Genomic DNA, 21,243 nt, shown 5'->3' on the forward strand with positions numbered 1-21,243 from the left:
GACGTCTTAATAGTGAAGGGCGTGGTTTTCTGCCCTGTGTCCCTAGCGACGCGAACCATGCCTAGAAACGACAACGCTACCCCCTCCCATCTGCCGCGTGAACAAGCCCTGGAATGGTTTTCCCGGGAGCAGCTTGGCACCTTGAGTGTGCAGGAGAAGCAGGAGCGGGATGCCTGGTTAGCCAGTAACCCGGCTCATGAGCGTGAGTACCGTTCTTTGCAGCAGGTCTGGCAGGTGGCCGACCATCTGCCTATGGATGAAATGCGGGAGATTATGACGCGCCCGGCGCAGGAGACGCCCCGTTTCACGCGTAGGCGCTGGTTGATAGGGACGGGAGCGACGGTTGCCACGGTGGCAGCAGGTGCCTGGATCAGCCGTCCGATGTGGGCAGAGACGCCGGTTTTTACCCAACGATTACTGACCGCGCGCGGTGGGCGCCAGCAGTTTGACTTGCCCGATGGCTCCCGGCTGGATCTGAATACCGATACGGAGTTGAACATCGCCTTTTACGAATCGCGCCGTAGTGTGGAATTACTGCGGGGCGAGGCCTTGTTTGCCGTTCATTCCGACAAGAGCCGACCCTTTTCCGTCGAGGCGGGCGAGGCGCATGTGCTGGTGACGGGCACGCAATTCAATGTGCGCCGGGAGGCGGACAAGGTGACTGTCGCGGTGCGGGAAGGATCGGTGCAATTGTCGACTGGGCCTTGGTGGCGTCGCGAGCGGGCTTCCCTGACGGCGGGACAGGTCTCCAGCGCGGTGCAGAGCAGTTTGACGCCATTGAGCCAGGAGCGGGTGGAGGCCATCACCGCCTGGCAGCAAGGGCGTATCGTGTTCCGTGATGTGCCCTTGGCAACGGTAGCCAGCGAATTGAGCCGTTATCTGGACCAGCCCCTGCGAGTGCTAGACCCGCAGATTGCCAAGTTGCGTATTTCAGGCACGCTCAGTATTGAAGAGCCTGCGGCAGCCCTGGATATCCTGCCGGATATCGCCCCGGTTCTGGTGGCACGGCAGGCTGATGGCAGTGCATTGTTGATGGCGCGATAAGGCTTCGTTAAAGATACATTCTGTATCAAAAAGAGCAGTGAGAATCATTCCGGAAAATTTTTCGCTACGGCGTCTTACTTATGGGGGCTTGTCTTTTCAGACGAAAAACAAGCTGACCCATAGCCTTGGCCAAGGGCGTCTGCGCACCGTGCGCGTACTTATTTTTTGGAACTCCGTTCATGCTGGACACGCAAGCTAGCCCCACCGCCTCGGCGCGTCGGGGTACGACATTGATTGGCCTTAACGCCCTCGCACTCTCGCTTTTTCTTGCTTTTGGTTTGCACGCTTCTGACGCCCAGGCGCAGGAAGCGCCGGTTGCCATCAGTATTGCCGCCCAGCCCTTGGATGCGGCGCTGGAAAAACTGGGCGCGCAGGCCGGTTTGCAGATTTTCTATCTGCCCGATGCGGTTAAAGGGCTGAATGCGCCCTCTGTTTCCGGAAGTTTGACGGCCGATCAGGCCTTGAGCCGCTTGCTGGCCGGTACGGGCCTGGAGTTTCGGCGCAATGGCAACAATGTCTCTGTGACGCGCCCTGTACAAGGCGAGGCCACGCAGTTGGCTCCGGTGCGCGTGGTCGGGCGGGATCTGTCTACCGAAGGCTCAGGCTCCTATACGACGCAGGCAACAACGGCCGCAACAGGTCTGCGTTTGTCGCCACGGGAGACGCCTCAATCGGTCAGTGTGGTGACACGTCAGCAGATGGAAGACATGAATCTGACCACGCTGGGCGACACCTTTCGCACCGTAACGGGGGTCACTGCCTCCACCTCTGATATCGATCGTACCGACATCCATTCGCGCGGTTTTTATATCGACAATTATCAGTACGATGGGGTGTCCATTGCCACGCAGAATGACTTCTTTGGCACTTCCAACTTCGATCCTATTCTGTACGACCGTATCGAGATTGTGCGTGGCGCTACCGGTTTGATGACAGGTGCGGGCAACCCCGGTGCGTCGGTCAACATGGTGCGCAAACGCGCCAGCAGTGATGTATTCACCGGCACGGCCTCGGTAGGCATAGGCTCCTGGGACCACCATCGGGGCGCGATTGATCTGTCCACGCCCTTGAACAAGGACGGCACCGTACGCGCACGAGTGGCCGGGATGATGGAGGAGCGTGACTCCTATATCGACCGCTACCACACCCGCAATCGTGCCTGGCTGGCCACGGCAGAAGCGGATGTGACACCGGACACAACGGTGCGCGTGGGGGTAGAGCATCAGGCTAAACGTCCAACTGGTGTCACCTGGGGTGGCTTGCCAACCTTGGATAACCAGGGGAACGACCTGGATTGGCGTCGTTCTTTCAGCATTGGTGCGGACTGGACCCGCTGGGACACGACCAGCAATACCTTTTATGCCGGTGTTGATCATCGTTTCTCTAATGGCTGGTCCTTGGAGGCCAATGTCAGCCGTCTGGAAAGCAAGTACGACTCCAAGCTGATTTATCTGATGGGCCATCCCGATCCTGTCACTGGGCTAGGCATGAGCTCCTTGCTGAACCGCTCGCATCAGGAGTTTGACCAGAACAGTGCGTCCCTGGAATTGAGCGGGCCATTCGCCGCTTTTGGTCAGGAACACGAAGCGTTTGTGGGCCTGATGGGCAGCAAGGCCAACTATCGCTATGGCAATCACGCGCCACAGGGCAATACCCCGGTGGGCAATGTGTTCGAGTGGAATGGTTCTTACCCGGAGCCGGTGTGGGGCAATTTCCAACTGCTGGGCGAGCAGGAAACGCGCCAGAATGCGGTCTATGGTGCCTTGCGCTTGTCGCTTGGCGACTCCCTGAAGTTGATTGTGGGTGGCCGTCAAACCAACTGGAAACGTGAGACTGGCGATGACACCATGACTCACCATGTCTTTACGCCGTATGCGGGCCTGCTGTACGACTTCAACGAGAACTACACCGCCTATGCCAGCTACACGGATATCTTCCAGCCACAGACCTATCGTGACGCCAGTGGTGGCTATCTGGACCCGGTGCAGGGCAAGAGCTACGAACTGGGCCTGAAAGCCGAGCACTTTGGCGGCAAGCTCAACACCTCGGTAGCCGTGTTTCGGATCGAACAAGACAATGTGGCCCAGAAAGATGGTGACCTGACTGTTCCCGGCTCTAGCGATTTTGCTTATCGGGGTGCCAAGGGCGTAACCAGCGAAGGGTTCGAGCTGCAGGCTTCGGGTGAAATTCAGCCAGGCTGGCAGGTGTCTGCGGGCTTTGCTCGTAACCTGGTGCGCAATGCGGAAGGTGGCCCATTTAAAACTTCCGAACCTCAAAACATGGCGAATCTCCAGACCTCTTATGTGGTGCCGGGCACCGAGGGGAAACTGACGGTGGGCGGCGGCTTGCAATGGCGTAGCCATGTTTACGTGGACAGGGTTGTCGCGCCGAACGTAAAGGCCAGACGTGCGCAAGGCTCCATCCTGCTGGCGAACATGATGGCGAATTACCGCTTCTCGTCCAGCCTGTCAGCCCAGTTGAACGTCAACAATCTGTTCGACAAGAAGTATGTGGATCTGACGGAGGATTCGCAGGGCTTTTATGGCGCACCACAAAAGATCATGCTGACGATGAAATATCAGTTTTAAGCAAAAAGCCCCGAGTCCGGCGTTGTGCCGGACTCGGGGCTTGGAAATCGTCTAAGCCTGGACGATCAAACGCGGGAAATGGAGGTAGCAAGAAGAGTGCTAACAAGCGCCTGCAAGATTCAGGCGGCTTCTTCTACAGACAGCAGTTCTTCATGGTCAAAATACAGCGTGGTCCAAATCTGAGGGGCCGACGGGTTCGCCTGTGTACTGATTTCCAGACAGTCGCCTGACAAGTGCAAATTATCCAGCACACCCGGTTCGCTATTGATCCAGACCTTGCCGCTGACTTCCTGATAACGCTGTTTCAGTTGCAAGCGGTAGTCTGTCCCATCCAGCCCCTCCCACTCCCATTCGCCCGCGACCTGTGCAGGCACAATCCATTTGTAGATCTTGATGCCGCCTACTTGCAGGATTTCGTCGGCCTGCCAGTCGCCCATATCAAAGGCGTGCGACACAATACGCGCACCGGGCCGCAGCTCTTGCAGCAAGCGGGGGCGCAGGATGGCGTTGATGGTGTCCATCAAATACAGCGTCACGATCGTGGCCTGGCTGAAGTCTGCGGTAAACAGATCCTCTTCCACAAAGTCCACCAGATACTCCACGCCAGCGTGGCCTGCTTGCTCCATGGCATCGGCAACGCGTAGCGGGTCCAGTTCAACCCCGATGCTGGTGCAGCGATATTTTTTGGCGGCAGCAATAACAATGCGGCCATCGCCGCAGCCCAGGTCATACAGCACGTCTTTGCGGCCGGTTCCGGCCAGTTGCAGCATGGTGTCGATGACGCGGTCATCACTGGGGACAAAGGGTACGTCCAAGAAGATGTCTGGTTCCACGATGGAATGGTCGTTGAGGTCGTTAATCAGGTCTTTGAACAATAGCAGTCCTTATAGGGGGTTGAAGTCGAAGTTCGTCTAATTTTTGCCATTTATAGTTTAAACCACGGCAAAATAGGCCTAAATTCGCTTTTTGTGTCGATATGGCCGATCATCGATCTATGTCAGACTTACATGGCTCTACCTCACCCACGTCCGCCAAGCTCAAAACGCGTCTTCAGCATATACGAATCTCGCCCAGAGAATCGTTACGGATTCGTGCCTTGGCCGACCACATGCAGTACGCGGACCCCTTGGGGCATGCTCAGGCCTTGGGCATAGGTCCCGCCGTCTGGCCCTTGTTTGGTTTGGTGTGGCCGTCCAGCATACAGTTGGCCCGCAAGCTGAAAAATCGTCCTGTCCGGCCTGATGAAACCATTCTGGAGCTGGGCTGCGGCTTGGGTTTGACCAGCTTGCTCATGCACAAGCGTGGGGCTCAGATTCACGCCAGCGATTGCCACCCTCTGGTGCCGCATTTTTTGAAGTTGAATCAGGCCTTGAATGGTTTGGCCGATTTGCCCTATGTCCATGCGCAGTGGGGCGAGCAATCCTGCCCTGATTTGCTCGCTTCCCTGGGGCTACAGCCTGCCCGGCAGCGCTACGACCTGATTGTGGGCAGTGATCTGCTTTATGAAGGCAATACCCCCGCCCAGTTGGCGGAACTGGTGAACCAGCGCGCCAAAGAGCAGGCCGAAGTCTGGGTGGTGGACCCGGATCGTGGACACCGCAATAAATTCACTCAGGAAATGGAACGCTACGGCTTTGAGCTGGTGCGGCAAGTCTGTTTGCGCGACCGGCCTATCTTGATGCCCGAAGGCAAGGAATTGTCCTACAAGGGACGCTGCTTGCAGTATCAACGCAGCTAAATTTGCTTCAAGGATTAGGCGGCGCGAACGGCGAGGGGGTGGTCGGCCTGGGTGGTCGTTGTGGATAAGCCGACGTCCCGAAATTCGACCCCATGCGATTGCTGGTGGTCGCCGGGCTCACCAAGCCCATCGCATTCGGGCCTTTTTGGATGATCGCTTCCGATCCCATACCTGGCGTGCTGGGCCCCGGCCCTGCTTTGGGCTGCATCTGCTGGCTCAAGCAATCGTAAGACAGCGCCGCCTGCCCATCCACCACCACACTGACGCAGCCCGGCGATGTCTCGCCCTGCGGCTTCCTGGCCGCTTCTGCTTGCGTGCTCTCCTGGGCAGAGCTGCTTGCCCGGGCCAAAAACAATAATAAAAAAAGTACGGGGCGCATGGGGCAGTACCACTCAATAAATGCGAAACCAGAAACGGGTTCGGAGTCCCCACACCCTAGCGCAAGCCGCCTTTCTGATGCGTGAAGTTTTTGTGACAGGCGCAGCGCATCGCGTTCCGCCCATGGTCCCCAACAAGCATTGCTATTAGGCACTCCAGCCATTTATGGCTACGGTGATGCGAACACTCAGGCACGTATCGAGACCGGTATCCTGGTCTGGAACGGCGCCACGACGCCAGCAGGCAACATCATTGCGGGCGGTGCAGGCACGGGCAACGGCCGTCTGCTCATTGATGCCAAGCAGATCGAGTTTGGCTATGGCCCACGCAGCCAGCCGGATACCGTTGGCACGCATGACCGTCTGGCCCTGGGCTTTGGCACGGTGAACTTCAATGCCAGCGAACGTATCACGGCCAATCACAAAGGTTCTTTGTCGGTCTATCACAGCCGTGGTGCCTGGGATGAAAGCGCCAAGGATTGGACCTACTACGGTGGAGACGTGAATTTCAGCACGCCTGTGTTTACGGGGCAGGCAGGGTCGGTCAACCATATTCGCGCCGGTGGCAGCATTAACGCCGTCCGACCTGAGGGTGCGAATTATATGCAACCCGATGTAGCGACCGCCGCCCAATCGCTGGGTGCGGAGTTGAAGCTGGATGCAGGTAGCTATCTGAATTTTGATAGTGCAGTTTTGCTGCCTAGCGGCAAGTTGACCCTGACCGCCCAAGGCGATGTGAGTTTGCGTGACGGTGCGCAGATTGATATGGCAGGCCGCCCCATCCGCTTTTTTGATGTCAGCAAATACAGTTGGGGTGGGGATGTCATCCTGAATAGCCGTGGGGGCAATGTCATTCAGGATGCCGCTTCCCTGATTGATCTGTCCGCCCAGCAAAACCGCGCCGGTAAATTGACGGCGTTGGCGATGGACGGTCTGCTGGATTTGCGTGGCCGCATCAGCGGTGCCGCCAGTGGGCATTACGATGCCGGTGGCACGCTGGTGCCGTTTGGCGCGGGCTTTATCGAGGCACGCGCACAGCAGATTGCCGATTTTGCCGGTTTGAATACTCGCTTGAACGAAGGCTCGGTCTGGGGTGGCCGCAGCTTCCAGTTGCGTCAGGGTGATCTGACCATTGGCGACGAGCTCAAAGCCCGTGAAATCAACGTGTCCGTGGACAATGGCAGCCTGACCGTGGTGGGCAAGGTGGATGCCAGCGGCGAGCAGGCAGGCAGTATTCGTCTGGCTGCCAAGCGCGGCCTCACACTGGCCGATACCACTGTTCTGGATGCCAGCGCCAGTGTTCTGCGTCGTGATAGTTACGGACAGGTCATTGAAGCACCTAACCGCGCAGTCATTGAGCTTGATTCGGGTCTGGGACGATTGCTTCTGGCCGACGGCATGCGCATGAATCTGAGCGTGGCTGGAACGGACGCACGTTATGGCACCGTGGCTTTGAATGCCCCACGTCTGGGGGGCGCAACGGGTAATGATGTGGATATTGATGCCCGTGGCGCGCTCAATATCAGCGGCGTCAAGTCCATCGCCGTCAATGCCTTCTACCAATACGACGATGCCGAGCCAGGCACCGATTTGACCGTGGATGGCCGCAGTTATCAGCGCATCGATCAGGACTATCTGAAGAAGAAACACCAGGATAGCGAAACCTTCATCAACAAGGCCCTGGCCAATCAGGCTCTGATGCAAGGCAAGCTGGCCGGGCTGCGTGCCTATGGCGATGAATTCCACCTGCGCCCTGGCGTAGAAATTGTCAGCAACGCTGCCATCAACCCGGATGGTGATTTGCATGTGGATGGTGATATTGATCTGTCCGGTTTCCGCTACGCTAGCGTGAACCCGCATAGCCAAAAAAGCTCGCTCTATGGCTCGGGAGAAGCAGGGGCGCTAGTCTTGCGCGCCGCTGGCGACCTGGCGATCTTCGGTAGCGTGACAGATGGCTTTGATACCTCCGTGTTGGGTGTTACTGCGGATGATCAGAGCTGGGTGCTGCCCGCAGGCCGCATGCCTTTTGGTGGTGACTTGATCATCCCTCGCGGTGGCATGGTGACCCTGGATACAGGCACTCAATTTGCAGCGGGTCGTACCTTGAATTACGACGTGCCGGTAGGCGCGATGACCCTGCCGCGTGACACGCTGATTCCTGGTCTGGTGAGCCTGGCTCAGAGCTTGTCTCTGCCTGCAGGTACGGTCTTGTCTGCCGCCGTGCTGGATGCTTCAGGCCAAGTGATTTATGCCGCCGGTACCGTTCTGAAAGAGCCTGTTGTCTTGCAGGCCAATATGCAGTTGTCGGCAGGCTTCCGTCTGCCAGAAGACGCTCAAATTGCGGCGACCTGGTGGCCCAAAGGGGTGCCTTTGCCCGTGGCCATGAAGCTGACTCAGCCCGTGAATCTGAGCAAGGGCGCTCTGGTTCCTTCAGAAACCGATGTGATTCTGCCAGGTGGTGTGGCGATGGTGGATCTGCGCTCGCGAGGTACAGATGACATGCAAGGTCGCATGCTGGCACTGGCCCCGATGCTGGCAGCGGGTTCACAGTCCTGGGATATTCGACTGGTGGCCGGGGCGGATACGGCTGCCGCCGATAATCGCCTGACTGCCGTGGGTAGCAATAATCGTCTGATGCTGGCCGATACGCATTTTGGTCTGGGGGTTAAAACCGTTCTGGTGCCAGGCACAGGTTCGCCTGCCACCTACGAGTACCGTTGGGGCGACCTTAGCCAGTTTGAGGAGCTGGTCAATCTGATGTTTGGCGAATATTTGTTGAGTTTTGTGCCAACACCAGGGGCCATCATTACCCAGGCCGAGGTGGACGAGCTGAGCTCCATGGGTTTCATCGGTACTGATCCTATGGGGCTGAATGACTTTGGAATGGGCGACATGGTGGCGTCAAAGGAATTGACACCCGCCACACCGCCCGAGATGGCGGAAGTGACGCAGGCCGCCCGCGAGCAACTGTTCAGTGTATTGCGTACGGGTGTGGGTGATCTGGACCTGGTTTCCGGCGGCGATATTGAAATGAATTCGCTGTACGGGGTCTATACCGCCGGTACACCGTCGGCGTCCATGGGGGCGGCCTATAACCAGGCGCGTGGCAAGTTGCCCGATGGCACGGTCCTGCGCAAGGAAGGCAAGCGTTTTGAGTCCTTGGTCAATGGTGGGGCGGACAGCCTGTATCGGGCCTGGTATCCCGAAAACGGCGGCAATTTGTTATTGCGAGCTCAGGGCAGCGTGAAAGGGGATCTGGTCGGTAATAACAGTGGTCGGAACGACCTGGGATATACCTTCCACAATACTCGTCAACAGATTGCCTCTACCGCGGTGGGCAGTTGGCTGTGGCGTCAGGGCACCGGCACTGCCGTGTCCGGCAGCGAGGGTGTTCCCAGCGCCTGGTGGGTCAACTTCGGTACGTATGTGGCTGGGGCGGCAGACGGTAACTACAGTGAGTACGACACCTGGTTGTTTGCCAATGATCCTTTCCTGACCGGTTTTACTGGCGTAGGCACGCTGGGCGGCGGTAATTTGACTGTGGAAGCCGGGGCTGATGCAGGCATGCTTGATCCGCGTGGTATTCGCAGCACGTGGAATCAGCAGTCGCACACACCGCGCAGTCAGGGCTTGCATTTGGTGGTTGGCAGCACTGGCCGTGTCACACCGGGTGGTGAACTGGTGCAGACGGGTGGCGGTGATTTGATCCTGCGTCTGGGAGGAGCCTTGAATCCGAATCCCGAGGTACGCCTGAACGAGCATGATCTGAACAGTACGTTTGTGAACTTGCGTGGCGCAACAGCCCTGGATGCCGGGGCGATTGGCGGGATCAAGCAAAGCTTTGGTGGCGCGGATCAAATGGATACGCGTCCCGCTAATCTCTACACCGCCGGGGGCGGGGCGGCGACGGGTGGCCCCATTCTGATCCTGGGTGACTCTGCGGTGCGCATGCAAACCCGTGGCGATCTGGTACTGGGCAGCGTGGCGGACCCAGGGCGTACGGCTTTGCTGCATTCCACGCCGTTTTCGGTGGATGGCCAACATTACGATGGCAATGGCTGGTCCTGGTTCTCCTTGTGGACACCGGCGACTGGGGTGGATCTGTTCAGTGCTGGGGGCAACTTGACGCCCACTACGGCGTGGGACGAGCGTATTGCGTATGAAGATACGCGTTGGGGCGATCTGAATCGTAACCAGTCCCATAACGCGGATGGCCATTTCTACCCATCTATCCTGCGAGCAACAGCAGCTAACGGCAATATTGCTTATGGCGCCAGTGCCAGTGACGCTTCAGTCTCCGTGGGAAGTGGCGGTTTGCTGCGCTACGGCTTTGGTACGGTTTTGGCTCCATCGCCCATAGGGGAGCAGTTTGTGAACGCAAGCGGTCGTGGGGAGCTGCAATTTCTGGCCGGTCGCTCCATCCTGGGAGCAGGCTATGTGTTCTCGGCGTCGACTGCTGATCCTGCTGCCATGCCTAGCCCGATGCGCCCTGGCTTTGTGGGTCTGGTGTCTCAGACCGGTGGGGGAGAGCATGGTTTTAATCCTCGCATTATTCACAACGTGGATAGTGAGGCGATGCGTCTGAATAACTGGTTTACGGTGAGTACTAATGGAGGGGTCACCTCTCTTTACGGTGGCCGTGCCACCGCGGGTTCGCTGTTTGTATTCGGTACCCCGGTCAATATCGCGACGGCCGCCAAGCAACGACAGCCCGCCCGTTATTACGCAGTTAATGGTGACATTGTGGGCTTGCGTGTCGGGCAAGAAGTCTTGCTGGGCTATCCCCCAGGCTCGGCGGGCTCGCGTATGGAAGGCTCGGTTCCGGTCGCGATTCGCGCCGGCCGAGATATTACGGATTCCGGCACCCGTTTGGGGCAGAAAGATGCGGTGGCGGGTAGTTGGAGCCCCACGGCTACGACACGTGGCAATCTGATCACCCACGCCTGGGCAGACGATATTTCCATCGTGGAAGCAGGCCGGGATGTGCGCAATAGCAGCTTCTACATTCAGGGTCCTGGTTTGCTGGACGTATCGGCAGGACGCCATGTGTATTTGGCCGACAAGGGCGAGATCAAGAGCCTGGGGCCTTTGGCATCCGCCGTGTCAGAGAGTCGAGGCGGTGGTGCCAGCATTTCGGTGTCGGCAGGGATGGGCGAGGGCGCGCATTGGGACGACTTCGCCGCGCGTTATCTGAACCCCGATAACCAGGCTGATCTGGAGCTGCCTTTTGCCGATCAGCAGGGTAAGGTGCTGTACGTCTATAACGGTGGCCTGACCTTGTCCCAGTGGCTGCAGCGAGAGTTTGCCTACACAGGTGACGAGGCAGGCGCCCAGAGCTTCCTGGATCAGAAACAGGCCGAGCTGGATCTGGTGCGTGATCAGGCCCGGGCAGAAGGGCGCACCGCGTCCAGCCGCCCCTTGGCGCGTGAGTACAAGCTGGAGAGCCAACTGCATCTGGTCAACTGGCTGACAACACGCTTTGCGGGCGATAACGGCTTGGGTCTGCATTTTGATGCCGCCAGCATGGATGCACGCAGCTTCTTTGAGGCATTGCCACCCGAGCAGCAGCGCAGTTATCTGCGTAACGTCTACTACGCAGAATTGCGTGCGTCAGGCCGTGAATACAACGATGGGGACAGCAAGCGAGCAGGCAGCTACTTGCGTGGCCGTGAAGCCATTGCCACCCTGTTCCCGGAGCAGGATGCACAAGGCAAGGCGCTGAGCTATACCGGTGACTTGACCATGTACAGCAGCGCGCTCTACTACGACGCCGACTACGTCAATAATACGAGCGGTAAAAACCGACCCACGCCCAAGGTGAATTACCTGACCAAAGCCGAGTGGGAGGCCTTGGGAATGCCAGGTTATAACGTGTCCTTCTACGATGTGCTGGATGCCGGTATTCATACCAACTTTGGTGGTGACATCAGTATCCTGACGCCCGGTGGCCGTGCTCTGGTGGGGATTGATGGCGGTTTCAACCCCGGCCCCGGCTCGGGGGTGATTACGCAAGGGGAGGGGGATATCAACTTCTTCTCGCAAAGCGATATTTTGATGGGGCAGAGCCGGGTCTTTACGACCTTTGGTGGCAACATCCTGGCCTGGTCGGCGGCAGGTGATATCAACGCTGGCCGAGGCAGCAAGACAACGGTGGTTTACACCCCGCAACGCCGTGTTTATGACTTGTTTGGCAATGTGGCGCTGTCGCCATCCACACCGAATACCGGTGCGGGTATTGCCACGCTGAATCCTGTTCCGGAAGTTCCACCAGGCTATATCGATTTGATTGCGCCGCTGGGAACCGTGGATGCGGGCGAGGCCGGGATTCGCGTGTCGGGTGACATCAATATCGCCGCCCTGCGTGTGGTCAATGCAGACAATATTCAGGTGCAGGGCGAGTCCAAGGGTATTCCGGTCGTGGCGACGGTCAACACCGGAGCGCTGACTAACGCCAGCGCGACAGCATCCTCGGCTGCTTCGGCAGCCCAGGACACGGTGAACCGCGCTCGTGCACAGGCTCGTCAGAATCTGCCATCGGTCATTACCGTGCAGATTCTGGGATTTGGGGACGCAGGGCAGTCAGGGGGCGGGGCCACCTCATCAGGGGCAGGCCCGGCAACATCCAAGATCGATGCCTCTGCGTATCGCCAAGACAGTACGGTGCAGGTCCTGGGACTGGGCGCCAATCCGCAATCCGCTCTGGATCGATTGACGCCCGAGGAGCGGCGGCGGATGACACTGTAGCCTGAGCCTGGGAGATCTGATCATGTTGTCGACTTGCCTGCCCTTGCCCACCCGCAAGCGGAATGAGGAGTGCGTGACGCCGCAGTATTCACTGTGCTTGTACTTGAAGGTGAACTACGAAGAACTATTGCGGCAATTGACCATCCGGCTGCGCTGCCGCGACCGCGCAGCCGATGCCCTGCACGACACCTGGCTGCGCCTGCACGGCAGCCGGGAGATCGGGCCAGTGGCTAACCCACGCCAGTATTTGCTGCGCATGGCCAGGAACCTGGCCATCGACGAATGGCGAGCAGAATCAGGAAGAGGGATGCTGGTGCCTTTGGAAGAGCTGGACGAACAGCAGCAGATTTCCCCTATGCCAGGGCCAGAATCCAGCCTGATCGGTCGGTCCTTGTTGTCGGTCCTGATCTACGCCATCGAGCTGCTACCCCGCCAACGTCGCGCCATCTTTCTGGCTGCTCGCCTGGAAGAGCAAAGTCTGAGCGTCGTGGCCGAACGCTTCGGCGTCACCACCAGCAAAGCCCGTAATGAACTGCGCCGGGCAGAAGCCCATTGCGAGCAGGCCTTGCTGGGGAACTGGACGGAGCTGCGTCAGGGACGCAATAGCTGTGTGAAGCCACCACCGAGCATGAGTGCAGGGTTCGGGTGGATGGCGGAGCCGGTGGGGTTCTGATTTGTTACTGGTATCGATATGATCGATATTTTTACTATATCGACAATACCGATATTTGTTGTTTATCGAGTTTATCGATATAATTTAATTATCGATATTAGCGATAAGCCGACATGCAAATACTTTCTACCAGTGATCAGCTTGGTTACCAGCTTGTTGCTCGCCGCAAGGCTTTAGGTTTGACGCAACAGGAAGTGGCTTCTCGTCTGGGGATTAGCCAAAATCGTTTGTCCGAGCTGGAAAGTCAGCCGAGCCAGTTAACCGTTGAGCGATTGTTAGCCTTGACTGGTATTTTGGGGTTGGAGCTAAGCGTACAACAGCGCTCCCAAGCCCCTTTGAATGAAAGTGAGTGGTAGCTATGACACAACGTTCACAGCGACTCTTGCTTGGCTTATGGGCCAATGGAATTCGGGTAGGAACGTGGCAAGTTGCAGCCAATGGCGAGGACAGGCTGAATTATGATTCGCGTTGGCACGCATCATCACAAGGGCGTCCCTTATCGCTTTCCTTACCCTTCACTATTGATAACGCTCCCTTACGTGGCCCCCAAGTACGCCATTATTTTGATAACTTGCTGCCAGATAGTGATGTAATTCGCCGTCGTTTGCAGGCGCGGTTCAGAACATCAAGTACAGATGCCTTTGATTTGCTAACGGCTATTGGGCGTGATTGTGTTGGAGCTATTCAGTTGCTTCCCGACGGTGAGGAGCCGGAGGATGTCTTTGACATTCAGGCTCACCCTTTAAATGAGGGTGAAATCGCCAATGCTTTGAGGGTGGCCGCTGCAGCACCGTTAGTCTTGGGGCAACAGCAAGTGTCTGACGATGATTTCAGAATATCCTTGGCTGGCGCCCAGGAAAAAACAGCTTTTTTAAGGCATCAGGGGCAATGGTGCCGACCTGTCGGCTCTACGCCGACAACACATATCTTTAAGTTGCCTCTGGGTTTGGTGGGTGGCCGCCAAGCGGATATGCGCAGCTCTGTGGAAAATGAATGGTTATGTGCACAGATTTTGCGCGCCTTCGATTTACCTGTCGCTCACTGCGAGATGGCCAGGTTTGAAGAGCAAAAGGTATTGATTGTTGAGCGTTTTGATCGGAAGTTAGCTGAGCAGTCCTATTGGTTAAGGTTGCCGCAGGAAGACTTTTGTCAGGCAACAGGAACATCTCCTGATGCCAAATATGAAGCTGATGGCGGGCCGGGTATTGTTGATATTGCGCGTATCTTGCAGCAATCCGAAGCGAGAGAACATGACTTGCGCACTTTGCTGACCGCGCAATTAGTGTTCTGGATGCTGGCAGCGACGGATGGCCACGCGAAGAATTTTTCTATTTTTCTCCTACCTGGCGGCCGGTACCGTTTGACGCCTTTGTACGACATTTTGTCGGCGTGGCCGGTCACGGGTACCGGGCCAAACAAGCTGGATGTGAATCGCCTCAAGTTGGCCATGGCAGTCCGTGGAAAAAACACCCACTATCGTTTGCGTGATATCCAGCGTCGGCATTTCAACCATATGGCTCGACGATGTGGGTGGGGAGAGACGATGGAGGATCTGATTGCGGCTTGCCTGGAACGTGTGCCGGATGTGCTTGATGTGGTGGCCAAGCAATTGCCGACTGAGTATCCCATGACGGTGTTTGAGGCTATTGCACAAGGAATGCGTGAGTCAGCCAGACGTTTGGAGGCTATGCCTGCGACATTGGGATAAGAGGAGGTGCGGCTAACTGGCTGAAGTAGCAGCCGATGGCACAGAAAAACAAAAAGCCCAGTCGTTTGACTGGGCTTTTTGTTTGAATTCTTGGTGGCCTGGGGCGGAATCGAACCACCGACACAAGGATTTTCAATCCTCTGCTCTACCGACTGAGCTACCAGGCCAACGTGTACTGCTCGGTAAAAATAGAACTATACCACGTTTTTTAATTTGTGCGCATAGTACAACAAAAATTTTATGCATCTTTTCGACTTCAACTTTGCCGTACCCCTAGGAGGGGGCCCTTTTCAGGGAAAAGTGGGCTGCATAAAGGAGAGCAATTGTAATCACAAAAAGGCAATGCAAGTAACATTTTTGGCAAAACCCCGGCATGCGGCGTAAAATCACTTAAATTTCATGCGTTTTGCTTCGGCAAAATTGCCTGTCTTGGTCTTTTCAGGGCTATAGCCTGTACTGCTCATGTCTGTAGATGTTCTAACCTTCGGTCTGAATCATGTGTCCGCGCCGGTTGCCGTGCGCGAGCGCGTTGCGTTTCCGATCGATGTGTTAAAGCCTGCACTTGATACCTTGCGTGCCACCTTTGGCACTGGTGTGCGTGAAGCAGCCATTCTGTCTACCTGTAATCGCACCGAGATCTACTGTGCAGCCGAGCCCCATGTGGCCGAGCGCCTGCCCGAGTGGATGGCCGACTTCAATAGTCTGCGTTCTGCCGAGCTGACCCCCCATTTGTATCGCTACAACCAGAACGAGGCCGTGCGCCATGCGTTCCGTGTTGCCAGCGGTCTGGACTCCATGGTCTTGGGTGAGCCCCAGATTCTGGGTCAGATGAAAGATGCCGTGCGTGCCGCCAACGAGGCTGGTTCGCTAGGCACTTTGCTGCATCAATTGTTCCAGCGCACTTTCTCGGTCGCCAAGGAAGTCCGTACGCAAACTGCTATTGGCGCTCATTCTGTGTCCATGGCTGCGGCGGCTGTTCGTTTGGCCGAGCGTGTGTTTGGTGATCTTAGTCAGGCCAAGGTGCTGTTTATTGGTGCTGGCGAAATGATCGAACTGTGCGCCACGCACTTTGCGGCGGTGAACCCCTGTAGCATCGTGGTCGCCAACCGTACCCAGGAACGCGCTGAAAGCCTGGCGTCCCGCTTTATGGCTAGCACCATGAAGCTGGCCGATGTGCCCGAGCGTCTGGCTGATTTTGATGTGGTCGTATCCTGTACGGCCAGCACTTTGCCCATCTTGGGCCTGGGCATGGTGGAGCGAGCCGTGCGTTCGCGTCGTCACCGCCCTGTGGTCATGGTCGATCTGGCCGTGCCACGCGATATTGAAACCGAAGTAGGCCGCCTGGATGACGTGTATCTGTACACCGTCGATGATCTGGGTCGCTTTGTGCAACGGGGAGCCGATGCCCGTCAGGCCGCTGTGGTTCAGGCCGAGGCCATTATCGACACCCAGGTGCAGCACTATATGCACTGGCTTAGCACTCGTGCAATTGTGCCCGCCATTCTGGATGTGCAGCAGTCGGTCGAAAAAGTACGTCAGCACGAGCTGGAACGCGCGCGTCGCATGCTGGCCCGCGGTGATGATCCGGCTGAAGTCATTGAAATGCTGGCGCATGGCCTCACTCAAAAGTACATGCACGGCCCTATGGCTGAATTGACGCGCAGCGAAGGCTCCGAGCGCGAGCAATTGCTCAGTTTGCTGCCTCGCCTCTTGCCCTCGACAACGCGTCGGCGTTAGCGTCCGGGCTCTTGTCTGTCCACCGTCTCCTGCGGTGCAGCATGATCGCTTTGACCTGCGCCCAGACCCTCTGATTTTCCCTTTAGGCTGTTCCCTATGAAAGACTCTATGCGCAGTCGGCTTGAGCAATTGGCTCGCCGTCTGCATGAAGTTGATGCCATGCTTGCCGAGCCTGAAATTGCGGGCAATATGGATGAGTTCCGCAAAATGTCGCGCGAGCGCGCCGAGCTGGATCCTGTCGTGACGGCGTTCAAGGCCTATGAGGCAGCCGAGGGCGATTTGCAGGCCGCTCTGGACATGATGTCCGACCCCGAACTGAAGGAAATGGGCGAAGAAGAATACAAGCTGGGCAAAGAGCGTATCGCTCAATTGGAAGAGGAGCTGCAGGTTCTGCTCTTGCCACGTGACCCGGACGATACCCGCAACGTATTTATTGAAATCCGTGCTGGTGCCGGTGGTGATGAAAGCGCCTTGTTTGCCGGGGATTTGCTGCGCATGTACATGCGCTACGCCGAAAACTGTGGCTGGCGTACGGAAATCATGTCCGCCAGCGATTCGGAAGTGGGCGGCTACAAAGAAGTCATCGTGCGTATTGAGGGCCAGGATGTATATGGTCGCCTGAAATTTGAGTCTGGCGCGCATCGTGTGCAACGTGTGCCCGAAACTGAAGCGCAGGGCCGCATCCATACCTCTACGTGTACCGTGGCCGTCTTGCCCGAAGCCGAAGGTTTGGCTGAAATCACCATCAACCCCGCTGATTTGCGCGTTGACACCTTCCGCGCCAGTGGTGCTGGTGGTCAGCACGTGAACAAGACGGACTCTGCTGTGCGCTTGACTCACCTGCCTACGGGTCTGGTGGTGGAGTGTCAGGACGACCGTTCCCAGCACCGCAACCGCGAAAAAGCCTTGCAGGTGCTGGCTGCCCGTCTGAAAGACAAGCAGCAGCGCGAACAATCCGACAAAGAAGCCGCCGAGCGTAAAAGTCTGGTGGGTACGGGTGACCGCTCCGAGCGCATCCGCACCTACAACTTCCCGCAAGGCCGCATGACGGATCACCGTATCAACCTGACTTTGTACAAGCTGGGCTACATCATGGATGGCGATCTGGACGAGCTGATCAAGGCCTTGTTGTCCGAACATCAGGCCGGCTTGCTGGCTGATCTGGCGCAGGCGTGAGCATGAGCCTATCCGGTGAGCAGGCCGTACCCCAAACGGTTATGCCTGCTGATTCTCCCCGTACCCTGCGAGCCTTGCAGCCGCTAAGCCCCTTGCCGCGCCTGGAGCGCGACATGCTGTGGATGCAGGTGCTGGAAGTCGGCCGTTCCTGGCTGATTGCGCACGACACAGACGAGTTGCCGCTGGACAAGATTCAAGCCTATCAAGCTCTGGAAGCCCGCCGCGTGGCGGGTGAGCCTATGGCCTATATCGTCGGTGTCCGTGAATTCATGGGCCACGAGTTTCTGGTTTCGCCCTCGGTGCTGATTCCACGCCCCGACACTGAAACCCTGGTCGAACGTGCGCTGGAACGCGTGCAAAACATTAAATCCCCCCGCATTCTGGATATGGGCTGTGGCAGCGGTGCGATCGCGGTGTCCTTGGCCCTGGCACGCCCCGATGCCCATGTGGTGGCGAGCGACATCAGCACCCTGGTTCTGGCGCAAGCGGGCCTAAATGCTCAGCGTTTGTGTGGGAAAGTCGAGTTTTGCCTGGGGAGTTGGTACGATGCCGTGGCAGGCCAGGAACCTTTTGACCTGATCGTGTCCAACCCTCCATACATTGCAGTGGATGACGAACATTTGGGCCAGGGCGATGTGCGCTTTGAGCCACGTCAGGCGCTGACAGATGGTTCTGACGGCTTGACGGATTTGCGTACAATAGTTCAGGGAGCCGGGCCGTATCTACGTCCTGGTGCGAGTCTTCTCATGGAGCACGGCTGGGATCAGGCCGACCATGTGCAAAATATGCTGCGGCAGGCAGGGTTCAAACAGGTCATCAGTTATGAGGATCTGGCAGGAATCCGGCGGGTCACAGGTGGACAGTGTTAATTCTTTTCTTAAGAGAACATCATGAGTGAAGTTCAAGATTTCATCCGCGAAACCGTAACGGAAAACCCAGTTGTGCTGTTTATGAAGGGCACAGCTCAAGCGCCTCAGTGCGGTTTCTCCGCTCGTACGGTGCAGATTCTGCGTGCTGTTGGCCTGAGCCAAGTGGTTGTGGTCAACGTGCTGGACGACGCCGAAGTGCGTCAGGCCATCAAGGATTTCTCCAACTGGCCCACCATCCCTCAGTTGTACATCAAGGGCGAATTCGTCGGTGGTTCGGACATCGTGTCTGAAATGTACGAAAACGGCGAACTGGAAACCATGCTGCGCGAGGCTGGGGCTCTGGAGTGAGCACCAAGCGACGCCTGGTCATTGGTATGACCGGGGCCACCGGAGCGGTCTACACCGTGCGTCTGTTGCAAGTGCTGCAGTCCTGTCCGGATGTGGAAACTCATTTGGTGATCTCGCCTTCCGGGGTGCTGAACATCAAATACGAGCTGGATATCGGTAGACACGATATCCAGGCTCTGGCCGATCAGGTGTATAGCTTTCGTGATGTAGGTGCAACCTTGGCCAGCGGCAGTTTTCCGACTGCTGGCATGGTGGTTGTGCCGTGTTCGATGCGTACCTTGGCGGCCGTGGCGCATGGCCTGTCCGATAACCTGATTACCCGGGCGGCTGACGTTACTTTGAAAGAGCGTCGCCGTTTGGTGATGATGGTGCGCGAAACGCCGTTCAATCTGGCGCATTTGCGTAATATGACGGCCGTGACGGAAATGGGGGGGATTATCTTCCCGCCTATGCCCGCGTTTTACCTGCGTCCCAAAAGTATCGACGATATTGTTGATCACACGGTGATGCGGGTGCTGGAGCTGTTTGATATTCAGGTTCCCGGCGAGCGCTGGGATGGTTCGCAAAAGCCGAACTAAGGTCTGATAGCAGTCTGGCAGGTATAAAAAAGCCCCGATATAAACATTCAGGTTCTGGATGTTTATATCGGGGCTTTTTATTAGCCGCAGCTTGTCTATTTTTGGAGATAGGCGCTGCGCAAAGCAGCGCACCCAGCCGTTTTCTTTACTGTCCCGAGCGGCGCTTGCTCATGAAAACAATCTGCTGTTCACCGGACGCGGCTGCTTGGGCTGGGGTGAACGCATCTTGGCGAGCTGTGGGGCTTGCTGCTTCACCTTCTTCATCCAGACCGCCTGCCGCTAGCAGGCTCTCAGGCAGGTGGTCGTCAAAGTAATCCTGATCGAAGCCCTTATCGCCTTCCGGATCGGCCTGACCCGTCACCTTCATATCAGCAAAATTATGCAGTTTGGGGTCCATCAGGTGCGAGGGCACCACGCGAGTCAGCGCGCCAAAGACATTCCAGGAGCGATAGGGGTATTTCTTGTCCCATTCAGCAATCATGCGATTGATTTCCTGGCGCTTCAGGTTTTCCTGGGAGCCGCACAGGTTACAGGGAATAATAGGGAATTCTTTCAGCTTGGCGTACGCGATCAGATCCTTCTCGGGCACATAGGCTAGAGGGCGGATCACAATATGCTCGCCGTTGTCTGACATCAGCTTGGGCGGCATGCCCTTCATCCGGCCACCATAAAACAGGTTCAGGAAGAAGGTGGCCAGAATATCGTCACGGTGGTGACCCAGGGCAATTTTGGTCGCACCCAGCTCTTTGGCGACGCGGTACAAAATGCCACGACGTAGGCGCGAGCACAGCGAACACATGGTCTTGCCTTCGGCAATAACGCGTGTCACCACCGAGTACGTGTCCTGGGTTTCGATGTGATACGGCACACCCAGCTTTTCCAGATATTCGGGCAAGATATGGTCCGGGAAACCGGGCTGCTTCTGGTCCAGGTTCACGGCCACGATGTCGAACTTGATCGGAGCGCGCTTTTGCAAGGTCATCAGCACGTCCAGCAGACCATAAGAGTCCTTGCCGCCGGACAGGCAGACCATGATCTTGTCGCCGTCTTCGATCATGTTGAAGTCCCCGATGGCGCGGCCCACTTCACGCATGATGCGCTTGCTCAGCTTGTTGTCATTAACGCGTTGCTTGCGTTCAGCCTTGGTGGCAAATACGGGCGTATCGGTTTCGGAGGCGGGTAGGGGGCTGGTGTCTTGGGACATAAGGAAAAGCGAATAGAGGTGTCATCGTGGCCCCGGCAGGAAGCGGGGCGGGAGCGTTAGCGGTGGCGTTCGATCTCGATGCCGACGGCATCACAGTCGGCAAAGGCCTCGGGCTTGCTGGCCCGGATTTTAACGCGTTCCACGCTTGGAAACTGATTCTGGATACGCTGGGCCAGGCGCTCTACCAGGGTTTCCAGCAGATTGGTGTGTTCGGTGCTGCTGACTTCAATCAGCGCCTCGCGCAGCTCGCGGTAGTCCAGTACGGTGCCAATGTCATTGTCTTGGACATCTTGCGTAATGGTGGTGTCGAACTCGGCATCAATATGCAGGGGCTGACGGTGAACCAGCTCGTGGTCCAGCATGCCGATCGAGGCCTGCACCACCAGATTGTTGATAAATATACGGCGTGTAGTCATGGCAAAAACAAAGTATCAGGCCCGCCAGTGGTGACAGGCCTGT

General features: G+C 57.1%; 15 protein-coding genes and 1 tRNA gene. 12 read left to right on the forward strand and 4 right to left on the reverse strand.

The genetic code is table 11. The features are described 5' to 3' along the window. Nucleotides 1–57 precede the first annotated feature (57 nt). Complete coding sequence (locus OSH09_RS08280) at nucleotides 58–1,044, forward strand: FecR family protein (protein WP_266120706.1); 987 nt, start codon at nucleotides 58–60, stop codon at nucleotides 1,042–1,044. 179 nt (nucleotides 1,045–1,223) lie between these two features. Next, nucleotides 1,224–3,632 (forward strand): TonB-dependent siderophore receptor, encoded by a 2,409-nt coding sequence (locus OSH09_RS08285; RefSeq protein WP_266120707.1) that lies wholly within the window; start codon nucleotides 1,224–1,226, stop codon nucleotides 3,630–3,632. 119 nt (nucleotides 3,633–3,751) lie between these two features. Here the strand turns inward: OSH09_RS08285 and OSH09_RS08290 are convergent, their stop codons facing one another. After that, a complete protein-coding gene (locus OSH09_RS08290; protein WP_266120708.1) occupies nucleotides 3,752–4,507 on the reverse strand; it encodes a class I SAM-dependent methyltransferase in 756 nt (251 codons plus the stop codon). A 119-nt stretch (nucleotides 4,508–4,626) separates the two neighbouring features. Between OSH09_RS08290 and OSH09_RS08295 the strand changes: the two genes are divergently transcribed. From OSH09_RS08295 to OSH09_RS08315, 5 genes are all read left to right on the forward strand, one after another. Beyond that, entirely contained in the window at nucleotides 4,627–5,370 is a 744-nt protein-coding gene (locus tag OSH09_RS08295) for a class I SAM-dependent methyltransferase (RefSeq protein WP_207872385.1), read from the forward strand. 518 nt (nucleotides 5,371–5,888) lie between these two features. Then, a complete protein-coding gene (locus OSH09_RS08300; protein ID WP_266120709.1) occupies nucleotides 5,889–12,491 on the forward strand; it encodes a filamentous haemagglutinin family protein in 6,603 nt (2,200 codons plus the stop codon). Between the two features lie 22 nt (nucleotides 12,492–12,513). Beyond that, nucleotides 12,514–13,164 carry an RNA polymerase sigma factor gene (locus tag OSH09_RS08305; RefSeq protein ID WP_266120710.1) on the forward strand — a complete coding sequence of 217 codons (651 nt, stop codon included), beginning with the start codon at nucleotides 12,514–12,516 and terminating at the stop codon, nucleotides 13,162–13,164. Nucleotides 13,165–13,277: 113 nt separating this feature from the next. After that, complete coding sequence (locus tag OSH09_RS08310) at nucleotides 13,278–13,520, forward strand: helix-turn-helix domain-containing protein (protein ID WP_266120711.1); 243 nt, start codon at nucleotides 13,278–13,280, stop codon at nucleotides 13,518–13,520. Between the two features lie 2 nt (nucleotides 13,521–13,522). Beyond that, complete coding sequence (locus OSH09_RS08315) at nucleotides 13,523–14,872, forward strand: type II toxin-antitoxin system HipA family toxin (protein WP_266120712.1); 1,350 nt, start codon at nucleotides 13,523–13,525, stop codon at nucleotides 14,870–14,872. Nucleotides 14,873–14,963: 91 nt separating this feature from the next. Here the strand turns inward: OSH09_RS08315 and OSH09_RS08320 are convergent. Beyond that, nucleotides 14,964–15,039 (reverse strand) — tRNA-Phe (locus OSH09_RS08320). Nucleotides 15,040–15,334: 295 nt separating this feature from the next. Here OSH09_RS08320 and hemA point away from each other — a divergent pair. The 5 genes from hemA (at nucleotide 15,335) to OSH09_RS08345 (ending at nucleotide 19,580) form a co-directional block, all read left to right on the forward strand. Then, nucleotides 15,335–16,609, forward strand: coding sequence for a glutamyl-tRNA reductase (gene hemA, locus OSH09_RS08325; protein ID WP_222668960.1), 1,275 nt, complete (start codon nucleotides 15,335–15,337; stop codon nucleotides 16,607–16,609). A 96-nt stretch (nucleotides 16,610–16,705) separates the two neighbouring features. Continuing rightward, nucleotides 16,706–17,785, forward strand: a complete 1,080-nt coding sequence (gene prfA / locus OSH09_RS08330; RefSeq protein WP_207872369.1) for a peptide chain release factor 1 — start codon at nucleotides 16,706–16,708, stop codon at nucleotides 17,783–17,785. Nucleotides 17,786–17,787: 2 nt separating this feature from the next. After that, nucleotides 17,788–18,654, forward strand: coding sequence for a peptide chain release factor N(5)-glutamine methyltransferase (gene prmC / locus OSH09_RS08335; protein ID WP_207872368.1), 867 nt, complete (start codon nucleotides 17,788–17,790; stop codon nucleotides 18,652–18,654). 21 nt (nucleotides 18,655–18,675) lie between these two features. Beyond that, nucleotides 18,676–19,002: a Grx4 family monothiol glutaredoxin gene (gene grxD / locus OSH09_RS08340; RefSeq protein WP_207872367.1), complete on the forward strand. Its 327-nt coding sequence runs from the start codon at nucleotides 18,676–18,678 to the stop codon at nucleotides 19,000–19,002. After that, entirely contained in the window at nucleotides 18,999–19,580 is a 582-nt protein-coding gene (locus OSH09_RS08345) for a UbiX family flavin prenyltransferase (RefSeq protein WP_266120713.1), read from the forward strand. Before grxD ends, OSH09_RS08345 begins: the two co-directional genes overlap by 4 nt. 145 nt (nucleotides 19,581–19,725) lie before the next feature. On the opposite strand, the gene ttcA is transcribed toward OSH09_RS08345, so the two are convergent. Together ttcA and folB are read right to left on the reverse strand one after the other, a co-directional pair. Further along, on the reverse strand, nucleotides 19,726–20,784 hold the full coding sequence (gene ttcA / locus OSH09_RS08350; protein ID WP_266120714.1) for a tRNA 2-thiocytidine(32) synthetase TtcA: 1,059 nt from the start codon (nucleotides 20,782–20,784) through the stop codon (nucleotides 19,726–19,728). A 56-nt stretch (nucleotides 20,785–20,840) separates the two neighbouring features. Further along, nucleotides 20,841–21,200 (reverse strand): dihydroneopterin aldolase, encoded by a 360-nt coding sequence (gene folB / locus OSH09_RS08355; protein ID WP_266120715.1) that lies wholly within the window; start codon nucleotides 21,198–21,200, stop codon nucleotides 20,841–20,843. Nucleotides 21,201–21,243 lie beyond the last annotated feature (43 nt).

Source organism: Alcaligenes parafaecalis, assembly GCF_026344135.1.
Lineage (GTDB): Bacteria > Pseudomonadota > Gammaproteobacteria > Burkholderiales > Burkholderiaceae_B > Alcaligenes > Alcaligenes parafaecalis.

Excerpts from the sequence above, each read along its gene's own strand:
- prfA (WP_207872369.1), top strand. The coding sequence starts at position 16,706 with ATGAAAGACTCTATGCGCAGTCGGCTTGAGCAATTGGCTCGCCGTCTG.
- grxD (WP_207872367.1), top strand. The coding sequence starts at position 18,676 with ATGAGTGAAGTTCAAGATTTCATCCGCGAAACCGTAACGGAAAACCCA.
- hemA (WP_222668960.1), top strand. The coding sequence starts at position 15,335 with ATGTCTGTAGATGTTCTAACCTTCGGTCTGAATCATGTGTCCGCGCCG.
- ttcA (WP_266120714.1), bottom strand. The coding sequence starts at position 20,784 with ATGTCCCAAGACACCAGCCCCCTACCCGCCTCCGAAACCGATACGCCC.
- OSH09_RS08315 (WP_266120712.1), top strand. The coding sequence starts at position 13,523 with ATGACACAACGTTCACAGCGACTCTTGCTTGGCTTATGGGCCAATGGA.
- prmC (WP_207872368.1), top strand. The coding sequence starts at position 17,788 with ATGAGCCTATCCGGTGAGCAGGCCGTACCCCAAACGGTTATGCCTGCT.
- OSH09_RS08310 (WP_266120711.1), top strand. The coding sequence starts at position 13,278 with ATGCAAATACTTTCTACCAGTGATCAGCTTGGTTACCAGCTTGTTGCT.
- OSH09_RS08285 (WP_266120707.1), top strand. The coding sequence starts at position 1,224 with ATGCTGGACACGCAAGCTAGCCCCACCGCCTCGGCGCGTCGGGGTACG.
- OSH09_RS08295 (WP_207872385.1), top strand. The coding sequence starts at position 4,627 with ATGTCAGACTTACATGGCTCTACCTCACCCACGTCCGCCAAGCTCAAA.
- OSH09_RS08280 (WP_266120706.1), top strand. The coding sequence starts at position 58 with ATGCCTAGAAACGACAACGCTACCCCCTCCCATCTGCCGCGTGAACAA.
- OSH09_RS08305 (WP_266120710.1), top strand. The coding sequence starts at position 12,514 with ATGTTGTCGACTTGCCTGCCCTTGCCCACCCGCAAGCGGAATGAGGAG.
- folB (WP_266120715.1), bottom strand. The coding sequence starts at position 21,200 with ATGACTACACGCCGTATATTTATCAACAATCTGGTGGTGCAGGCCTCG.